The organism is Pantoea sp. Sc1 (assembly GCF_000255315.1).
Taxonomy (GTDB): domain Bacteria; phylum Pseudomonadota; class Gammaproteobacteria; order Enterobacterales; family Enterobacteriaceae; genus Pantoea; species Pantoea anthophila.
In genome coordinates, this window is the sequence record NZ_AJFP01000001.1 from 252,586 (window position 1) to 270,420 (window position 17,835).

Below are 17,835 nucleotides of genomic sequence, written 5' to 3' on the forward strand. Positions count from 1 at the left end.
CAGCTGAACTTTAGCGTTGCTGTGCAGAAACTGATTGATTCGGCTTTGCCACCTCAACACAGCTACTGCAACCGGTAACTCGCCGCTTTCTCGCCATTCACCCACAGTTCACGATCTTCACCCGCAGGCAGTAACAGCGCGATCTCCTGCCAGGCAGGCTGATAATCACCGCGTTTTTCCACCGTCAGATCGATGCGCGTGGCGCTGCTGCACAACGTCCAGCTGAGCCACAGGGCGTTCCCCTGCTGCCAGCCGTGACTCTCACCATCATCGTCAAAGGTTTGCCCCTGCGTTGTTACCCCTTCAGGTGCAGGCCATATCTGCCACTGCCGCACCGTGTCGCGCCGCGCATCGGTCGTGCTTTCACACTCACCCAGCGGAATGACCGCACCGGCCCGCACCAGCAAAGGCAGCCGATCGAGCGGCGCATCCAGTGTGATCGTCTCGCCGCCTGCAAACGCCCTGCCGCTGTGCCAGTCATACCAGCCACCGGCATGACGGGGCAGATAGACCTGACGGCTGCGCGCGCCCTGCTCCACCACGCTGGCGACCAGCAGATCGCGACCCAGCATAAAATCATCACACTCCTCATAGGTTCGCGGGTCCTGCTCGTGGTCGAGGAAGGTCGGACGCAGCATCGGCTCATCTTCCGAACTGGCCAGCCAGGCCAGCGTGTAGAGATAAGGCATCAGACGATAGCGCAGCCGGATCGCCTCGCGGATCATCGGCGTCACCTCCGGGTACATCCAGGGTTCGTTCACCGTGTGGTCATCATTCCATGAGTGAATGGTAAAGCGCGGATGCATCACGCCATTCTGGACCCAGCGCACAAACAGCTCGGCATCGGGCTTATCGCCCGAGAATCCGCCGACATCGTGTCCGACGTTAAACAGCCCCGACAGGCTCATGCCCAGCCCCATGCGGATGTTGTAGCGCAGGGTTTGCCAGCTGGTGCGGTTATCCCCGCTCCAGGTCTGCACGTAACGCTGCATCCCGGCGCAGCCGGAACGCGAGATGAGATAGGGACGCTTGTTCGGGGCGAACTGCTGCTGCGCTTCCATGGAGGCGCGCATCATCAGCAGCGGCATCACCGGCCGGATATGCTTGATGGCGATCGGCTGACCAAAGCCGTGACAGCGTGCTTCGCCATCCCACACCTCATATTCGTTATTGTCGTTCCAGGTGGCGTCGATACCCTTTTCCAGCAGCTGCCGGGTGACGTTCTCCTGCCACCAGCGCACCGCTTCCGGATGGGTAAAATCGAGGTGCGAGCCCTCATCATCCCAGAACACCGAGCGCTCAGGGCGATCCTGCTCAGAGTCCCGAATAAACAGCCCCCGGGCCGCCACTTCCTGATAGCGCGGGTGATCCTGCAACAGACAGGGCTTGATGTTAGCCGCCAGCTTCATCCCGGCATCGTGAAACGCCGCGCTCAGGCCGTCGGGATTCGGGACTTTGTCATAGTTCCAGTGGAACACGTAGCGCTTGTTATTGATCGAGGTATAGCCGGAAGAGAGCTGGAACGAGTCGCAGGGGATCTCATGCTCGTGACACAGGCGGATAAAGGATTGCAGCTGCTGCTGCGCATCCGGCGCGTCGGTGTAGTGCATGGTCGAGCCGCTGTAGCCCAGGCTCCATTTCGGCTGAAACAGTGTCCGTCCGGTCAGGCGGACAAAGGCTTTGGTGACGTCGAGCAGCGTCGGGCCCAGCATCATATAGTAATCAAGGTCGCCCGCCTCAGCGCGGTAGCGGCGGTAAGGCAGATGGTAGTTATCCAGTTCGTTACCGAGATCCAGCCAGCTGCTGCTGAGGTTGTCATAAAACAAACCGAAGCTGACGCCATCGCGCTGCGTCAGGGTAAAGGGAATATGTTTATAGAGCGGGTCGGTGCTGGCGGCGTTGTAGCCCATCGCGTCGAGGTTGCGCATCTCAAAGCGCCGGTTGACGCGGTTCAGGTCGCCGCTCTTCTCGCCCAGACCGTAAACCCGATCCTGGGGCTGACGACGCTGATAGTGCTCCACCCCATCCCCGTGCGCATTGAGCAGATAGGCGCCGGTGTGACGGTCGGCGGTGAGCGGCTGCCAGCTCTCACCATCAAACTGCTCCCAGCTCAGGCAGAGCGGCTGATGCACCGTAACCCGCAGCCGTGACGTGCTGAGGCGCAGCTGCTGGGCATCGTGCTCAACCTGAAAGGGCGGCAGCGTAAAGCCGTCCAGCGCCTCACGATCCCGTCCCTGCCAGGGCACATCCGTAACCGGCGCAATGCTCCAGGTGCGGTCCAGCGCCAGCTCGCCATCGCGCTTCAGCAGAACGCGCATCAGCTTCTCCTCCAGCACGTAAAGCCGCAGGTGATGCCGCTCTTCGACCTTGAGTTCAACAAAGTGGTCGGCCTGCTGATGCAGCGTCCAGTTCTTCAGGGTTTTCATCTCGATATCCTTATGGGTTAGCCGGGCGCTGGCGTCGTTCGGCGATCAGCATCACCAGGAAAACGGCACCAATCAGGTCAAAAAAGCCCATCGCCACAAACAGCGGATTAAAGCCGATGGTGTCGGCGGTGACGCCGATAATCAGCGAGAAGATAAAGCTGGCAATCCAGGCGCAGGAGCCGCGCATGCCGTTGACCGTCGCCATCTGACGGCGATCGAACCGCTCTACCACCAGCGCACTGAGCATGCAGGAGATGACCTGATGCCCGAAGCCCCCGATGGAGATGAGCGCGATAGCCAGCAGGGGATCTTTCACCAGCGTCATCAGCGCCAGCGAAACCATTAACAGCGCGCCCGTCACCGAACTGGCGACAATCGAGTTGACGCGGGTAAAACCGAACCAGCGCACATAAATGCGGGTGAGATAACCGCTGGCGACGCTGCCAAGGTCAGCTGCGAGAAACGGCAGCCAGGCAAACATCACGATCTGCTTCAGATCCATGCCGCGCTCATTGGCGAGATAGAGCGGCACCCAGAAGCTCAGCACCGCCCAGGCGGGTTCAGCCAGAAAGGCCGGAATCGCAATACCGTAAAACTTCTTCTCTTTACCAATCACTTTCAGCGCTTTGAAGAACGGCAGCTTCTCGCCGATGGCTTCGTTGTCCTGATTGATAAAATCGCGCTCCTCAGCAGAAAGGCGCGGATGGCTCTGCGGAGCGTGATAGCCCCACCACCAGAAGAGCACCCACAGCAGCCCCAGGCTGCCTGTCAGCAGGAAGGCACCCTGCCAGCCAAAGTTGATGTGGGAAACGTAGATGATGGGCGGTGCCAGCATCGCCCCGATGGAGAAGCCGACGCCCGCCCAGCCTGCTGCCACCGGCCGCTCTTTTTTCGGGAACCAGTCACCAATCGCTTTGGCGTTGGCTGGCGTGGCGGCCGCTTCAGACGCCCCCATGACAAAGCGCAGCAGCGCCAGATGCAGCCAGCTTCCGGCCCCGGCGTGCAGCAGACAGGTGACCGACCAGACCAGCGCACAGATCAGGAAGCCCATTTTCAGGCCGATCACATCGATCAGCCAGCCGCAGACCGGCTGAAACAGGGTGTAGGCCAGCTGGAACGCCGCCACCACCCAGGAGTACTGTTCGGTACTCATGTTGAGGCTGGTTTTGAGTTCCGGTGCCAGAATGCCGAGTGAGTTGCGGGTGATGTAGTTAACGGTCACACCCAGCAGGAACATCCCCAGCATCCACCAGCGTAAATTTTTAATCACGCGCACCGTGCGTGAAGCACTGACGGGTTTGGTTGTCGATTCGAGGCTCATAGTGCCACTCCTGATTTCCATTGATAAATCACACCGCCTGCTGGCGTACCGCGTGTCCTTTTAGCGAACTTAGAAAAGTGCGAAACGTGGGTACAGCCTCTTTTTTGCAACTCTTTTCATGGCAGGCTGATTACCGGCAGGAAATGACACTGAAACGCCCATCTGACGCGATTCAGCAGGTTATGAAAAATTTTTCACTGGCAGATTTGAAGGCGATCACAGAATGAAACAAAGGCTGAAAGTAAGCGAAATTGCGGCGCTGAGCGGCGTTTCGATCAGCACGGTGTCACGGGTACTGGCGGGCAAAGCCAATACCCGCCCCGCCACCCGCGACAAGGTGATGGCCGTGGCGCAGCAGCAGGGTGTGCTGGATAACCTGCACAGCGGTCGCCTGCTGCTGAATAATCTGATGGTCTTCGCGCCGCCGCGTGCCTTCGACGTGCGCAGTGACATCTTCTACTACAAAGTGATTCAGGGGATAAGCCAGGCGGTGGAGCCGCACGAGGTACGGCTGCGCTACTCTCCGCTGGAAGAGGTGGAGAGTGACGCGGCGCTGTTTATCGACAAGATGCAGCAGACCGAAGCGGCAATACTGATCGGCATTGATGATGAGCACATTCATCAGCTGGCGGCGGAGATGAACAAACCCTGCGTGCTGATTAACGCCCGCGATCGCCGTATGCGGCTGCCTTCGGTTTCGCCGGATCATCAGCTGATTGGGGAGTTTTCAGCCCGCTACCTGTTTGAGCAGGGGCACCGGCAGATCCTGTCGCTGCACTGCCTGCGCCGCTACACCATGGAGCAGCGGCTGCAGGGCGTGCGTGACGCCTGGCATGCGATGAATCTGCGCTTCGACAGCCGTCAGCATCTGCTGACGCTGAACAGCTTCAGCAGCAATGAAGCGGCGGAACGGCTCGGTGAATATCTGCGCCACTGCCCGGACGTGCTGCGCCCGACCGCCATTCTGGCCAGCGGTGATTACATTGCCGCAGGTGCGGTCAGCGCGCTGGAGCAGGCGGGCCTGCGGGTGCCGCAGGATATTTCGGTCATGAGCATGGATGGCTTTAACCTGGCCGCCATCCACGATATTCCCCTGACCTCAGTGCAGGTGCCGCGTGATGAGCTGGGGGCCGCCGCCGTGAAAGTGCTGCAGGAGATGCGACTTAATCCTGCCACCCCGGCCGGCACCCTGCTACTGAATGGCCGGCTGGTGGTGCGCGAATCGGTGCGCCGCATCCGCGACAACCTCAGCCATGCGCCGGTTCAGCAGCATGGCCTTTACGACTGACCCAGCGTTTTCAGCCGCAGTTCCGACGGCTGAGGACGCCCGAACAGGAAGCCCTGGAACAGCGTACAGCCCTCATCGCGCAGCTTCATAAACTGCTCATCGCTCTCCACCCCCTCGGCCGTAATCTGGATATCCAGACTGCGACTCATGCCGGTAATGGCCCGGATAATCGCCAGCGCCTCACGGCTGTCCCCCATGTCGTTAATAAAGGATTTGTCGATTTTGATTTTGTCGAACGGGAAGGATCGCAGATAGCTCAGCGACGAATAGCCGGTACCAAAATCATCCAGCGCAATCTGCACGCCCAGCGCCTTGAGATTCTGCAGGGTACGGATATTTCCCAGCGAATCATCCAGCAGCACCGATTCGGTGATCTCCACCTCCAGCCGCGCCGGATCCAGCCCGGACTCCTGCAATGCGCCCTCTACCACCGGCACCAGCGAGCTGTTTTTAAACTGCAGCGGTGAGAGGTTAACCGACACCGACTGATTGCCTTCCCAGCTCGCCGCTTCGCGGCAGGCTTCATAGAGCGCAAACGCGCCCAGCATATGAATCAGGCCGGTCTCTTCCGCAATCGGAATGAAGTCATTGGGCATGATCAGGCCACGGATCGGATGATGCCAGCGCATCAGCGCTTCATAGCCAATGATGGTGTGGTGGTCGCCATTGGTGATGGGCTGGTAGTAGAGCCGCAGATGCCCGCCGCTGATCGCATCGCGCAGGTCATTTTCAATCAGGCGGCGGCTGCGTGCCACGTCGTCCATCTCCAGCGTGAAGTGTTCAAAGCGGTTACGGCCGTTGCGTTTGGCCTCATACAGCGCCATGTCGGCACAGCGCAGCAGCTGTTCCGGCGTGTTGGTGATGGTGGTGCTGAGCGCAATACCGACGCTGAGCCCGACCGAGAGGTTATGACCTTCGATGTTGACCGGCGGACGAATGGCCTCGATCAGCCGCTGCGCGACCACGCTCGCCTCGTCGCCGCTGGCAACCGACGGCAGCACGATGGCGAACTCATCACCGCCAATACGCGCCAGGGTATCCTGATCGCGCAGCACGTTGCGCAGCCGCTTCGCCACGCTGCGCAGCAGCTCATCGCCAATCTGGTGGCCCAGCGCATCGTTCACATTCTTGAAATTGTCCAGATCCAGGCAGAGCGCGGCGGTCTGACGCGGCGTCTGACCGGCGTTGCGCAGCGCTTCACTCAGGCGCTGGCGGAACAGGATACGGTTCGGCAGGCTGGTGAGGTTGTCATGGTGCGCCATGTGGTGAATGCGGGCATCTGCGGCGCGCTGGTCGGTCACATCTTCCACCAGCAGCATCAGATAGTTACGCCGTGCATCCTGACCATTAATCGCGGTGGCGCGGGTGTGCAGGATGCGCTCACCGCTGGCGGTCATCAGCAGCTGTTCACGCTCATGCATCCCCTCGCTGCGCAGCGCCACATCCGCCAGATTGTTGAAATAGTCGCTTAACTCAGGCGACATACACTCGTGCGGCCGTTTGTTGACGATCAGCGATTTCGACAGGCCAAACAGCTGCTGAGTACGGTCGTTGACCAGCAGAATCTCACGGGTAATGGCATCTTCGACAATCACGCAGGAGGGGATGTTGGCGATGATGTTATCCAGAAAGCGGGAGAGCGCCGTTTTCTGGGTACTCTGGGCTTCCGCCAGATCGCGGGCGCGCAGCACCTGCTGCTCCTGCTCACGGCGTTCCGTCCGGTCGCGGGTAATCTTGGCGAAGCCGATCAGCTTGCCGTCATCGTCGTGGATCGCGTCGATCACCACATGCGCCCAGAAGGCGCTGCCATCTTTGCGGTAGCGCCACCCCTCATCTTCGAAGCGGCCGGTTTTCAGCGCAATGCCGAGGTTGGCTTCCGGCGTTCTGTTCAGCCGCTCCTGAGCGCTGTAAAACAGCGAGAAGTGCTGACCCACGACCTCTTCCGCCCGGTAACCTTTGGCGCGCTCGGCACCGGCGTTCCAGTTCACCACCACGCCGTCAATATCCAGCATATAGATGGCGTAATCCGTGACGCCCTCCACCAGCAGCCGGAAGCGTCGCTCCTGCTCGCGCTGCTCATTGCGTACGCGCTGCTGTTCGGTACAGTCGCGGGTGATCTTGGCGTAACCCAGCAGCTTACCCTGATCGTCACGAATCGTGTCGATCACCACGTGCGCCCAGAAGGCGCTGCCATCTTTGCGGTAGCGCCAGCCCTCATCTTCAAACCGGCCGGTGCGATAGGCGATCTGCAGGTTCTGGCTGGGAACGTGATTCAGACGATCCTGCGCGCTGTAGAAGCGGGAAAAATGCTGGCCGACAATCTCTTCGGCTACATAGCCTTTGGCGCGCTGGGCGCCGGCGTTCCAGTTCACGACGTTGCCGTCGATATCCAGCATATAGATGGCGTAATCGGTAACGCCCTCCACCAGCAGACGGAAGCGCGCCTCCTGTTCCCGCTCTTTGCGCTGCTGCTCCTGCTGCCGGGTACAGTCGCGGCAGACCACAGCGAAGCCAACCAGCTGCGCCACATCATTGCGGATGGGATAGATCACCACATGCGCCCAGAAGGTGCTGCCATCTTTACGGCAGCGCCAGCCTTCGTAATCATAACGTCCCACGGTGGCGGCAATATCGAGTTCCCGCTGCGGCAGGCCGCGACGACGATCCTCTTCGTTGTAAAACACGGCGGCATGCTGACCCATAATTTCTTCTGGCCTGTAACCCAGAACGTTCAGCCCGCCTTCATTCCAGCTGGCGACGGTTCCGTCCGGTTTGAGCATGGCGATCGCGTAGTCGATCACGCTTTGTACCAGCATGCGATAGATGACATCAGAGTTATTATCCATTGTTATTTGCCTGCTGCTCGGTAGCCTGGTCATGGCTTAGGAATGTTCTTAATACATCTGCGGAGACTACAGCGGAAATGGGCTGTGAAGACAAGTGTATTAAGAAGAATAACTAATCTTAACAGGGGAGTTATCGGCAGCGGCGAGCAAATGTTCAATGGTGTCGCGATCGGGGCGAGCGCGCGCGGTTAAGGCGCAGAGCGGGATTCCGGGAAGAGGGGGGGAAAAGCGCGAGACGGGCTCGCGCGTCGTTATTCAGCAGCGTGTCTGATGCACCTTCCCTTATGGCTGCGGCTGCATGGCGGCAATCGGCTGCCAGATTTCTGTCAGTGCGCCCTCTTTACCGGTGAAGGGATCCTGGGTCGGCAGAGGCACTTTTTTCACCTGCTCCTGCGCCATTTTCAGTTTCGCTGGCTCATCGCGCAGTGTCTCGGGCGACATGCCACGCGGATAGGCTCCGACAACCATAAAGTCTTCACTGGCGCTGACCTGCCGGTGGCCGACGCCTGCCGGGATCAGCACCGCATCGCCGGCGCGCAGCGTCACCATCCGGCCACTGTCACCGCCAAACAGCACTTCCGCCCAGCCTTCAGCCACACCCAGCAGCTCATGGGTGTTGGGGTGGTAGTGGGTGTAAGGAAAAATCGGATAGCGCCAGGCGGGTGGCCAGCCGTTTTCTTCGAAGGTTTTCTCAAACCATGCGGCGATCTCCTCCTCTTCCGGCACCACGCGTGGCCAGATAATCAGAGGTAACGGGTTATTCGGCACGCCGCCCGACGGAATGGCGAGCATCAGGTGCTGAGGATTGTCAGACGCCCCGGCCGAAAAGGTGCCAGCGGCAAAAGACATCATCAATAACAGACTGGAGGATGGGGTACGCATGCAGGTTCTCCGCTTTTTTATCAGTGTGGCAAACCTGCGCCATAATGCAATGTGCGCCAGGCGACAGAATTGAGATAATTGACTGATATTGCTGACTAAAGCCAAATGCGGCGTTAACTACAGGGTGTTACCCGCCCTGCACCACCACGGGAAGCGGTTCTGACTACGGTAAAATGTTGCAAAATGTCAGGCCGCCCGGAGCAGGACTCTGGTCACGGTTCAACTGTTATATAAAAATCGCACAGATCTGTTTCTGATATCCTTGACTGTTATCTGTTCTAATCGCTAGCAGATCACAGAGAGGTAACCAATGGACGCTATTAAACAAATCCTGATTGACGAGATCGCCACGCTTAACCGCGAAGAACGTCGCGACAATTTGCCGCGCTTCAGCCTCTCGTTTCTGAAAAACCATCCCGGCCTCTGGGCGGTGATGTACCTGTGCTATGGCCTGTGCGTTGCGCTGATTTTCACGACCGAGATGCTCGGCTGGCCCGCCTTCTGGTTTGCGACCATCTTTGTCCTGGTGATGAGCCTGCTGATGCTGATGGACATCAACCCGAAATATCGCTTTGAGGATATCGACGCACTCGATCTGCGCGTCTGCTACAACGGTGAATGGTATTACGTTCAGCCGGTGCGCGAGCAGGCCGTTTCGCGGATTCTGTCGCTGCCTGAGACGCCGGAACGGGTGAAGAGCGGCATCCAGCGTCTGCTGTCGCAAAAAGGCGAAGTCGATTTTTATGATGTCTACTACCTGACCTGGGGCCATCAGGAAGCGGCGCGGGTTTAATCTGCCCCGCTTTCCGCCATTAACCGACCCAGCGTTTCGATTGCCGCCTCGGCCCGGCTGTCCCACGGCCAGGCGGTATTCAGCCTGAAGCAGTGACTGAACTGCTCGCCTGCCGAAAATAACTGTCCCGGTGCAATACTGATCCCCTGTGCCAGCGCGCGCTGATAAAGCCGGGTGGTATTGATCCGCTCCGGCAGCGTCACCCAGAGAAAATAACCGCCGAGCGCCTCGCTGAGTGTGGCCTGGGGTGGCAGCACCTTCAGGAGCGCCTGGCGCACCATCTGCTGTCGCTTCGCCAGGATCTGCCGCAGGCGCTTCAGGTGGGTGTCATAACGCCGTGTCGCCAGAAAATCCGCCAGCGCCAGCTGCATGGGCGCGCTGGTCGAGAGCGTGCTCATCAGTTGCAGCCGCTGAATGCGCTGCGCATGCTGTCCCGCCGCCACCCAGCCAACGCGAAATCCCGCCACCAGCGATTTTGAAAATGACCCACAGTGCAGCACGTTGCCCTGACGATCCCAGGCTTTGGCCGGCAGCGGCGCGACATCGCCTGTCCAGAGTTCGGCATAGACATCATCTTCAATCATCGGCACCTGATAGCGCGCCAGCAGCGCCACCAGTTGCTGTTTGCGTTCCGGGGTCAGGGTGACGCTGAGCGGGTTCTGCAGGGTGGTCATCAGCCAGCAGGCTTTTACCGGCCAGCGCTGCAGCGCCTCCTCCAGCTGGACGAGATCGATGCCCTGTTTTGCATCCACCGGGATCGCCAGCGCTTTCAGCTTGAGCCGCTCAATCGCCTGCAGCGCGCCATAAAAACCGGGATGCTCAATCACCACGTAGTCGCCCGGCTCGGTAAGGGATTGCAGGCTGAGATTCAGCGCCTCCAGCGCCCCGCTGGTGATGACAATTTCATCCGGTGACAGCGTGATGCCCTGACGCGCATAGCGCTGCGCCAGCAGCTGTCGCAGCGTGGCGTTACCGGGCGGCAGGTTATGCAGCGCATCGGTTGGCGTGAGGTGATGGGAGACATTCGCCAGCGAGCGCATCAGCTGACGCTGCGGAAACAGCGCGGGGTCGGGAAAGGCGGAGCCAAACGGCACAATCGCCGGATCGCGCGTTGCCTGCAGGACATCAAATACAAAGTCGTTGATATCCACCTGCTCGCTGATCGCCACGCTCATGGGCGCGGGTGCCAGCGCGCGGGGTGCGACGTAGTATCCCGACTGGGGACGGGAGACGATCCAGCCCTGGCTCTCCAGCAGCTCATAGGCGTGCAGCACCGTCATCAGGCTGACGCCCTGCTGCGCCACCTGCTGGCGCAATGAGGGTAAGCGTGTACCCGGCAGCCAGATGCCGGCCTCTATCTGCTGCTGAATCTCATCCATCAATCGCTGGTATTTCGCCACGGCTCATCTCTCCTTGTCTGACCGCGTGACTTTACCACGCGCGGCGGCCAATGACAGGCGGCATGAACCGCTTATACAGCCCCATTGCACTGATGCAACGCGCACGGGACGCTTTTTCAGCCCCGACGCGCGCGTCAGACCGCTGCCACCTCGGGCGTCAGCGGCCGATCGACATCCGCAATCAGGCCCGTGCTGGCCACCGTTTCTTCAGTTTCTGCCGCGACAAAGTCGGTCAGCTCCGGCACCCGCTCCGGCGGAACCGGCTTGCCCAGCAGATAGCCCTGCAGCGTATTGCAGCCCAAACTGGTCAGAAATGCCTGCTGTTCGGCGGTTTCTACCCCTTCAGCCACCACTTTGAGTTGCAGCGACTGCGCCAGCGCCACGATGGCCGACACGATGGTGGCATCCTCTTTCTGATGCTGCAGCTCGTTCACAAAGGCCCGGTCGATCTTCAGTTCGCTGGCCGGTAATCGCTTCAGATAGAGCAGGCTCGAGTAACCGGTGCCGAAATCATCAATCGAGGCTTTCACGCCCAGCCGGGTCAGCTCGGTCAGGATACGCACGCTCTCATCGGGATCGCGCATCGCGGTGGTTTCTGTCACCTCCAGGGTCAGCAGCTCGGCCGGAATCTGATGTTTTGCCAACGCCTCAACCACCGTCTCCACCAGATTCGACTGCTCAAACTGCAACGCCGAGAGGTTAACCGCCACCGACCAGTGCGGGTGCCCCTGAAGATGCCACAGGCGCAGCTGGCGGCAGGCTTCCTGAATCACCCAGTTGCCGATATTGACAATCATCCCGGTCTTTTCCGCCATCGGCAGGAATTTGTCGGGCGACAGCAGGCCGTGCTGCGGATGCTGCCAGCGCAGCAGCGCCTCAAAACCGAGGATCGGACCGCGCGGGGCGCAGAATTTTGGCTGGTAGAACAGGCGCAGCTCATCATTATCCAGCGCCTGCCAGAGATCGTTATTCAGCTGCAGCTGACTCTGTGCCTGAATATTCATAGAGGGCTGAAAGAAGGTATAGCCGTTGCGGCCATTATTTTTGGTGTGGTACATCGCCGCATCCGCATTGAACATCAGCTCCCGCTCATCCACCCCGTCACCGGGATAGACGGCAATGCCGAGACTCAGGGAAACCACCAGTTCATAGCGGGAGATATCAAATGGGCGGTCCACCGCTTTGACCAGCTTATCGGCGACGGCCGCGGCATCATTGGGATCGTCAATCTCCACCAGCAGCACGAACTCATCGCCGCCAAGCCGCGCCAGCGTGTAGTAGCCGGTCATCTGCTGGCTCATTCTCTCGGTTACGCCAACCAGCAGACTGTCACCAATATGGTGACCAAAGGCGTCGTTAACCGCCTTGAAGCCATCCAGATCCATAAACATCAGGGCGAACTGCGTCTGTTCACGGTTCGCTTTGTTGATCGCCTGCTCCAGCCGATCTTCCAGCAGGATGCGGTTTGGCAGCCGCGTCAGGTTATCGTGCAGCGCCAGCTGGGCCAGCTCGCGATTCGCCTCCGCCAGAGAGCTGGCGAGAATCGAGGTGCGCGCCTGCATCCGCGCATCCAGCATGGAGACCAGCAGCGTAATCCCCAGGATAGAGAGGGTGACCACGGTGACCAGAATCGCCAGCCAGTTACTGTTGACGCCCTGCCCCACCGAATGACTGTGCGCGGGAAACTCAGCGGCCATCATGCCGGTGTAGTGCATGCCCGCAATGGCAAACCCCATCACCACTGCGGCGCCAATCCGCAGCAGCGTGACCCGGCTGGTCTGCCCTTCGCGCAGGTTAAAGGCGAGCCACAGCGCCGCGCCAGAGGCCGCCAGGGCGATGATTACCGACAGCCCCACCCAGCCCCACTGCCAGACGATACCGGGCGAGAACATCAGGGCCGCCATGCCGGTGTAGTGCATCGCCACCACGCCGCTGCCGAGGATCAGCGCGCCGCCCGCCAGCCGCGGCCAGGGCAGATCGCTATGGCAGACCAGCCACAGCGCAAATATCGACGCACACACCGCGATGGCGGCAGAGAGCGCGGTCAGTGAGGCGTTGTAGCTCATCACCATATCCATGTTCATCGACAGCATGCCGATAAAGTGCATCGCCCAGATGCCGATCCCCATGGAAAAACCGCCGCCGAACAGCCAGACCAGCGCGACTTTGCCGGTCGAATGCACCACCCGCCCTGCCATATCCAGCGCGGTAAACGAAGCCAGCATCGCGACCAGAATCGAGACGATAACAATAAAAGAGTCGTATGAGGTCACTAACATAGTGCATTCCCGCGAAAAGCCGTGCTTGTGGTTAGACAGAGGAGAGTGTTCTTTTTGTTATCGGCACCGCCCGGCGGTTAATGAGCCGCGCAGGCTGCGTGCTTTCACTTACTCTGATTGCTAAAAACTATCATGACGTTCAGCCCGAGAGTGACGCCACCGGCTGCCGCCGTGAGGCGAAACGGAACGTGTCAACCCGGTCCGCCGGGGTCGGTTTACCCAGCAGATACCCCTGCAGGGCATCAAAGCCTAAGCTGGTGAGTAAATGCTGCTGCTCTTCGGTTTCCACCCCTTCCGCCACCATCCGCAGGTTGAGACTCTGCGCCAGCGTCAGCATGGCGCTGACCACCGTTGCATCTTCACTGCCGGGCCGCAGGCAGTTGATAAAGCTGCGGTCGATTTTGAGTTCGCAGGCATCCAGATCTTTGAGATGCAGCAGGTTGGCATAGCCGATGCCAAAATTATCAATGGCGACGCTGATACCCGCCTGCTGCAGTTCGCGGATGCGCTGCTGGCTGAACAGCGGGTCGCGCATGGCTATCGTTTCGGTGATCTCCAGCATCAGCGCGCTGGCTGGCAGCTGGAAGTGCGCCAGCGTCCGGGTCAGCGTGGTCAGCAGATCGCGCTGATGAAACTGCAGGGCGGAGAGGTTCACCGACACCGTCCAGTCACTGTGGCCCTGATTGTGCCAGCTTCTCAGCTGGCGGCAGGTCTCCTCGATCACCCAGTTGCCAAGCGCGACGATCTGGCCGGTCTTTTCGGCGCGCGGCAGAAACAGCTCCGGCGTCAGTAACCCGCGCAGCGGATGCTGCCAGCGCAGCAGCGCCTCGAATCCCAGTAACAGGGTGCCGCCGGAACTGAATTTGGGCTGATAGAACAGGCGCATCTGCTGGCGCTCTATCGCCTCCCACAGATCGTTCGCCAGCTCCAGCTGATGCTGGGTCGCATCGCTCATCGCCGGCTCAAACAGGCACCAGCCATTGCGCCCGTTGTGTTTGGTGTGATACATCGCCGCATCCGCATTGAACAGCAGCTCATGCCGGTTTCGCCCGTGCAGCGGAAAGATTGCAATGCCAGCGCTGAGTGATACGTGCAGCACATAGCGGTCAAGTTCAAAGGGGGTGCTGATCACCTTAACCAGCTTTTGCGCCAGCTGACGGGCCGGCGTGATATCCAGCGCCTCTGCCATCAGCACAAACTCATCGCCGCCCAGACGCACCAGCAGCATCGTGGTCGTGAGCTGGCTGCGCAGCCTCTCCGCGACTGCAACCAGCAGGCGGTCACCGACGTGATGTCCCCAGGTGTCATTCACCGCTTTGAAGCCATCCAGATCCATATAGAACACGGCAAAGCGGCTCTCCTGCAGCATCGCCTGCTTAATCGCCAGATCGAGCTGCTGCTCCAGCATGACCCGGTTCGGCAGCGCGGTCAGGTTGTCGTGCATCGCCAGCTGGCGCAGCTCCTGGTTGGCGCGATTGAGCCGCGCCGCCAGCCGTGCCGCGCGCAGCTGAGCGTCCAGCATGGAACTCAGCAGCGTGACGCTCAGAATAAGCAGGGTAATCAGCGTTACCCATACCGCCAGCCCCGGATTGCTGAGGCCATGCGGCTGCATGGTGCTGCTCGGGCTGAACCGTGCGGCGGCCATGCCCACGTAGTGCATACCGGCGATGGCGATCCCCATCACCAGGGAGGCCAGGCTGCGCATCAGCAGCAGATGCTGCTCCCCCTGGCGCAGATGAAACGCCAGCCATAACGCCAGCGCAGAGGCCACAAAGGCGATCAGCACAGAGAGGGCGACCAGCAGAGGATTCCAGTCAGGTCCCGGTTCAATCAGCAGCGCAGACATGCCGAGATAGTGCATGACCACCACCCCCGCGCCCAGGATCAGACTGCCGCGCAGCAGCCGGAAACGGGTGAGATGTACGCCTCCCACCGTCTGTCCGAAAGCCAGCATGGCGGCCAGAATCGCCACCAGCAGCGAGCCTGCCGTCAGTTGCACGTCATAGCGCATCGTCATCGGCATCATCATCGCCAGCATGCCGATAAAGTGCATGGCCCAGATGCCAATTCCCATAGCGGTGCCGCCGACCAGCAGCCAGAATCGGGCAGGCCAGCCCTGGGAGACCGCCACCCGTCCGGCGGTATCTAGGGCTGTAAAAGAGGCAACAAACGCCACGATCAGCGAAATGCCGATCAGGACGTTATCCCAGGTGATATGCAGCATGTGCCACTCCTCACCACCCGTGCTGAACGGGTGCTGTGTAAAGTCTGATAAGTCATCTGAAAACCCCCGCGGGGGTGAAAGTTATTTAATGCCGGTATTTCGCCAGGGATTATTTCCGGCAAAACCCGCCCGCCAGCGCAGGAGAACGATGCGCAGCATCCTGTTCCCGCATCCGCTAAGCGAGCCGGTAAATCGTTATTATGTCTGATTGATACAGCAACATATTACCGAAGCGGAAAGCCTGTACGCGAGGAAAAAAGCAGGGATTTCTGCTTTCCCGTTACGCTTACACGCCTTGCTATTACTGGGTTATCGGCTGAAGTGACCATTAGATTAGTGAAAAATAATCAGGAGCACTTCGCCAGACGCGTTAACTGTTCTATAGTAAGTAAAACTGATATAAATCAGCACCCTTAAGTCTGAGATTTTCTTAAGACAGCCCCGTTGCGGGCACAGCTTTATTTATTTCTTATTTTTGGGCCGAATCGTTAATTAATACCAGGTGAAAAAGCACTGACTCCTGATAATCCGTAAGGAAATATTATGAAACTCAAGCTTTTTCTGTGTGCTGCTGCGGGATTAACGCTGTCACTTCCGACCTTAACCCAGGCGGCAACCACCTCCGGGACCATCAATGCCACCCTCACGCTGACCACCGGTTGCCTGGTCAACGGTCAGTCCGCCACGGCAGGCGTTAACTTCGGTACGCTGAACTTTGGTAGCAGCGCCGCCACCTTTGATACGCTGAACGCCACCCTGGTGGGCGCCGCCGGTAACGGCATCTACGTGCGCTGCACCACCGGTCAGGACTATAACGTGGTGGTGACCAGCAGCAACGCGGCGCCAGCGACCATCTATGGCACCGCCTCTGCGTCACCGCGCTATTTGCTGCTGGGATCGGACAATGCGCAGGGCATCGCCTATACCCTCTACAGCGATGCCTCCTTCACTACCGCGATTGCCAACAATACGCCGATTGCCGCCAGCGGCACCAACGATCCGACGCTGGGCACCAACTACGCCATCTATGGCCGGGTGGTCGGCGGCGGCTTTAACCCGCTGATTCCGGCCGGAACCTACACCGATACCATTAACGTCGCCGTGAATTATTAACTGCTGCCGCAGGTCAATGAGGGTGGTTCTCTGGCGATCCTGCCTGATGATCGCACGTGCTTTGCCTCTGCTGACAGGGAGCGTCAGCGCCTGGGGGCTGCCCACCAGCACCTTTCAGGTCTCCGCATCGATCGTGGCAGGCTGCGTGATATCCGGTACTAATACCGGCGTTTTCGGCACGCTCAATTTCGGCACGCAGTCTGGCGTGGCGACAGCGACCGTCAACGCCAGCTTTCTGCAGAGCACGACCATCAATCTCGCCTGCACACCCGGCACTACGCTGAGCATGAGCATCAATCAGGGCAACAACTACACCACCACCCGCAACCTGAAGCTGCCCAATTTCAGCAATACCGTTCCCTATACGCTCTTTAGCAATGCCAGCCGCACCACGGTGATCCCGGTCAACCAGGCCGTGCCGCTGAGCTACAGCAATGCCGGTAACATTACGCTGCCGATCTATGGCCAGCTGCAACTTCCCGGCACCGCGCGCGCCGGCGTTTATACCGACACGCTGACCGTCACCCTGAGCTGGTGAGGCGATAAAAAACAAGGATATGATCATGAAGTCACTGTGCGCTCTGCTGCTGCTGAGCCCCACCCTGCTCTCTCCGGCCTTCGCCGCTAACTCGGTGATGATCTGGCCCATCGATCCCGCCATTAATCCTGACGAGAAAGCCAGCGAACTCTGGCTGGAAAATCGCGGTAACAGCACTACGCTGATGCAGATCCGCGTCTTCAGCTGGCAGCAGGTCAGCGGCCAGGAGCAGTATCAGACTCAGCAGCAGGTGGTAGCCAGCCCGCCGATGGTGCGGATGGAGCCGGGCCAGAAGCAGCTGGTCAGGCTGATTAAACAGACGCCGCCTGCGGCCGGTAAAGAGCTGGCCTATCGGGTGGTGCTGGATGAGATCCCGGCGCCGCGCAATCCCGGTGAGAATCAGGCCGGGCTGACGTTTCAGATGCGCTATTCCGTGCCATTGTTTGTCTATGGCTCCGGGCTGAACACCGACAGCGCCCGGCCGGAGTTGCGCTGGCAGCAGGTCAGCGACGGCGGCAAGCGCTGGCTTCAGCTGACTAACAGCGGCAGCGGCCACGCCCGGCTGAGTAATGTCACGATTGGCGGTCGCCGGCTGGGGGAAGGATTGTATGGCTATGTGCTGGCGGACAGCATGCATCGCTGGCCGCTCACCTCCCCGGTCAGCGGCGAGCTGAGCGCTGAGGTCAACAAGCGCCCGTGGCGCAGCGCGGCTCAGAAGTAAGTGC

At 59.7% G+C, this 17,835-nt stretch carries 12 protein-coding genes; 5 read left to right on the forward strand and 7 right to left on the reverse strand.

The annotated features are described in order from the left end of the window. Window positions 1-62 precede the first annotated feature (62 nt). Both S7A_RS01205 and S7A_RS01210 read right to left on the reverse strand, forming a co-directional pair. Window positions 63-2,426 (reverse strand): TIM-barrel domain-containing protein, encoded by a 2,364-nt coding sequence (locus S7A_RS01205; protein ID WP_009087218.1) that lies wholly within the window; start codon window positions 2,424-2,426, stop codon window positions 63-65. 10 nt (window positions 2,427-2,436) lie between these two features. Continuing rightward, the gene (locus S7A_RS01210) at window positions 2,437-3,747 is read right to left on the reverse strand and encodes an MFS transporter (protein WP_009087221.1); all 1,311 of its coding nucleotides are present in this window, start codon (window positions 3,745-3,747) and stop codon (window positions 2,437-2,439) included. Between the two features lie 223 nt (window positions 3,748-3,970). Here S7A_RS01210 and S7A_RS01220 point away from each other — a divergent pair, with 223 nt between their 5' ends. Further along, window positions 3,971-5,035 (forward strand): LacI family DNA-binding transcriptional regulator, encoded by a 1,065-nt coding sequence (locus tag S7A_RS01220; protein WP_009087223.1) that lies wholly within the window; start codon window positions 3,971-3,973, stop codon window positions 5,033-5,035. Here S7A_RS01220 and S7A_RS01225 read toward each other — a convergent pair. After that, window positions 5,026-7,881, reverse strand: coding sequence for a bifunctional diguanylate cyclase/phosphodiesterase (locus tag S7A_RS01225; RefSeq protein WP_009087225.1), 2,856 nt, complete (start codon window positions 7,879-7,881; stop codon window positions 5,026-5,028). The two genes, S7A_RS01220 and S7A_RS01225, sit on opposite strands and share 10 nt — an antisense overlap. Window positions 7,882-8,163: 282 nt before the next feature. After that, entirely contained in the window at window positions 8,164-8,763 is a 600-nt protein-coding gene (locus S7A_RS01230; RefSeq protein WP_009087226.1) for a cupin domain-containing protein, read from the reverse strand. Window positions 8,764-9,073: 310 nt separating this feature from the next. Between S7A_RS01230 and S7A_RS01235 the strand changes: the two genes are divergently transcribed. Further along, window positions 9,074-9,556, forward strand: a complete 483-nt coding sequence (locus tag S7A_RS01235; protein ID WP_009087228.1) for a YlaC family protein — start codon at window positions 9,074-9,076, stop codon at window positions 9,554-9,556. Here the strand turns inward: S7A_RS01235 and S7A_RS01240 are convergent. The 3 genes from S7A_RS01240 to S7A_RS01250 all read right to left on the reverse strand — a co-directional run bounded on the left by S7A_RS01240 (window position 9,553) and on the right by S7A_RS01250 (window position 15,459). Next, the gene (locus S7A_RS01240) at window positions 9,553-10,956 is read right to left on the reverse strand and encodes a PLP-dependent aminotransferase family protein (RefSeq protein ID WP_009087230.1); all 1,404 of its coding nucleotides are present in this window, start codon (window positions 10,954-10,956) and stop codon (window positions 9,553-9,555) included. The two genes, S7A_RS01235 and S7A_RS01240, sit on opposite strands and share 4 nt — an antisense overlap. A gap of 134 nt (window positions 10,957-11,090) precedes the next feature. Then, window positions 11,091-13,235 (reverse strand): bifunctional diguanylate cyclase/phosphodiesterase, encoded by a 2,145-nt coding sequence (locus S7A_RS01245; RefSeq protein WP_009087232.1) that lies wholly within the window; start codon window positions 13,233-13,235, stop codon window positions 11,091-11,093. A 139-nt stretch (window positions 13,236-13,374) separates the two neighbouring features. Continuing rightward, a complete protein-coding gene (locus tag S7A_RS01250; protein WP_009087235.1) occupies window positions 13,375-15,459 on the reverse strand; it encodes a bifunctional diguanylate cyclase/phosphodiesterase in 2,085 nt (694 codons plus the stop codon). A gap of 543 nt (window positions 15,460-16,002) precedes the next feature. On the opposite strand from S7A_RS01250, the gene S7A_RS01255 reads away from it, so the two are divergent. The 3 genes from S7A_RS01255 to S7A_RS01265 are packed head-to-tail and all read left to right on the forward strand — an operon-like array spanning window position 16,003 to window position 17,831. Continuing rightward, window positions 16,003-16,572: a spore coat protein U domain-containing protein gene (locus tag S7A_RS01255; protein WP_009087237.1), complete on the forward strand. Its 570-nt coding sequence runs from the start codon at window positions 16,003-16,005 to the stop codon at window positions 16,570-16,572. A 46-nt stretch (window positions 16,573-16,618) separates the two neighbouring features. Next, a complete protein-coding gene (locus S7A_RS01260; protein WP_009087239.1) occupies window positions 16,619-17,110 on the forward strand; it encodes a spore coat U domain-containing protein in 492 nt (163 codons plus the stop codon). A 25-nt stretch (window positions 17,111-17,135) separates the two neighbouring features. After that, window positions 17,136-17,831 (forward strand): molecular chaperone, encoded by a 696-nt coding sequence (locus S7A_RS01265; RefSeq protein ID WP_009087242.1) that lies wholly within the window; start codon window positions 17,136-17,138, stop codon window positions 17,829-17,831. Window positions 17,832-17,835 lie beyond the last annotated feature (4 nt).

What these genes read in the sequence shown, in the direction of transcription:
- S7A_RS01260 (WP_009087239.1), top strand. Translation starts at nt 16,619, where the DNA reads ATGATCGCACGTGCTTTGCCTCTGCTGACAGGGAGCGTCAGCGCCTGG.
- S7A_RS01210 (WP_009087221.1), bottom strand. Translation starts at nt 3,747, where the DNA reads ATGAGCCTCGAATCGACAACCAAACCCGTCAGTGCTTCACGCACGGTG.
- S7A_RS01205 (WP_009087218.1), bottom strand. Translation starts at nt 2,426, where the DNA reads ATGAAAACCCTGAAGAACTGGACGCTGCATCAGCAGGCCGACCACTTT.
- S7A_RS01265 (WP_009087242.1), top strand. Translation starts at nt 17,136, where the DNA reads ATGAAGTCACTGTGCGCTCTGCTGCTGCTGAGCCCCACCCTGCTCTCT.
- S7A_RS01225 (WP_009087225.1), bottom strand. Translation starts at nt 7,881, where the DNA reads ATGGATAATAACTCTGATGTCATCTATCGCATGCTGGTACAAAGCGTG.
- S7A_RS01230 (WP_009087226.1), bottom strand. Translation starts at nt 8,763, where the DNA reads ATGCGTACCCCATCCTCCAGTCTGTTATTGATGATGTCTTTTGCCGCT.
- S7A_RS01245 (WP_009087232.1), bottom strand. Translation starts at nt 13,235, where the DNA reads ATGTTAGTGACCTCATACGACTCTTTTATTGTTATCGTCTCGATTCTG.
- S7A_RS01235 (WP_009087228.1), top strand. Translation starts at nt 9,074, where the DNA reads ATGGACGCTATTAAACAAATCCTGATTGACGAGATCGCCACGCTTAAC.
- S7A_RS01220 (WP_009087223.1), top strand. Translation starts at nt 3,971, where the DNA reads ATGAAACAAAGGCTGAAAGTAAGCGAAATTGCGGCGCTGAGCGGCGTT.
- S7A_RS01255 (WP_009087237.1), top strand. Translation starts at nt 16,003, where the DNA reads ATGAAACTCAAGCTTTTTCTGTGTGCTGCTGCGGGATTAACGCTGTCA.
- S7A_RS01250 (WP_009087235.1), bottom strand. Translation starts at nt 15,459, where the DNA reads ATGCTGCATATCACCTGGGATAACGTCCTGATCGGCATTTCGCTGATC.